The 787-nt window shown below is 61.0% G+C and carries 1 protein-coding gene; it reads left to right on the top strand.

The features are described from left to right. The first annotated feature begins 308 nt into the window (after nucleotides 1-308). On the top strand, nucleotides 309-518 hold the full coding sequence (locus NS184_RS16910) for a hypothetical protein (RefSeq protein ID WP_152998311.1): 210 nt from the start codon (nucleotides 309-311) through the stop codon (nucleotides 516-518). The last annotated feature ends 269 nt before the right edge of the window (nucleotides 519-787 follow it).

Genomic DNA, 787 nt, shown 5'->3' with positions numbered 1-787 from the left:
ACGGGCGGTTCGTTCTTTACTCCGACGGGGAATGGATGGCGTTCTCCCGTGACAGCAAATCGTGGACAACCGGCACCCTCGACAGCCGCGACCTGTCCACGCTCATCCAACACCTGCCCGTTATGGCAGACGAAGCACTGAAACTCTGGGAGGACGTGACATGACGGCACCGATTGAGCATGAACCCGGGCGACCAATCAGGTTTGTTGAAAATGCCATCGCAGACGGCGATGAGGCGGCTCGCTATGGCGAGTGCGGTGGTCCCGAAGACTGCACCCTCTGGCAGCGAGTTGCGGAGGGTAAGCGCCGTGACTAACTCCGACGAACCCATCTACGAAACCGCTGACGGTGAATTCGCGCTCTACGAAGACGGCTCCTGGGATGCGCTCCAAGACGGCCGAAGAGTGCACAGTGGCGCATTCGACCGCGGCGACATGTACGGACTTGCGGAAGAACTACTCAGGGTCGCGCAGTCACGGATCGGGTTGCATGACCTCGATCGAATCGAGGCGCACTGATGCCCACCGAAGTCCGCTTCTACGAATGCACCAACTGCTACGAACAATACGAATCCTGGTCACAAGCAGAAGCATGCGAGTGGGAGCATCAGGAAAGGAACGCAGATGGCTGAGCCGACCGTGCAGATGCCCGTGTCGCTGATCGAGGATGCATTGGAGTTCATCGAAGCGCGCGCAACGCTCGGTACCCCAGGGGTGGCGCGCCGGCTTCGCGCCCTGCTCTCGCAGCAGCCCACGACCGCCGAGCCGATGAGCGCTGCCGAGTTCTC

Origin of the sequence: Curtobacterium luteum, from assembly GCF_001475545.1 — a bacterium.
GTDB lineage: Bacteria > Actinomycetota > Actinomycetes > Actinomycetales > Microbacteriaceae > Curtobacterium > Curtobacterium luteum_A.
Note: the sequence above shows the minus strand (reverse complement) of the source record. Positions and strands in the feature narration are given on the sequence as shown.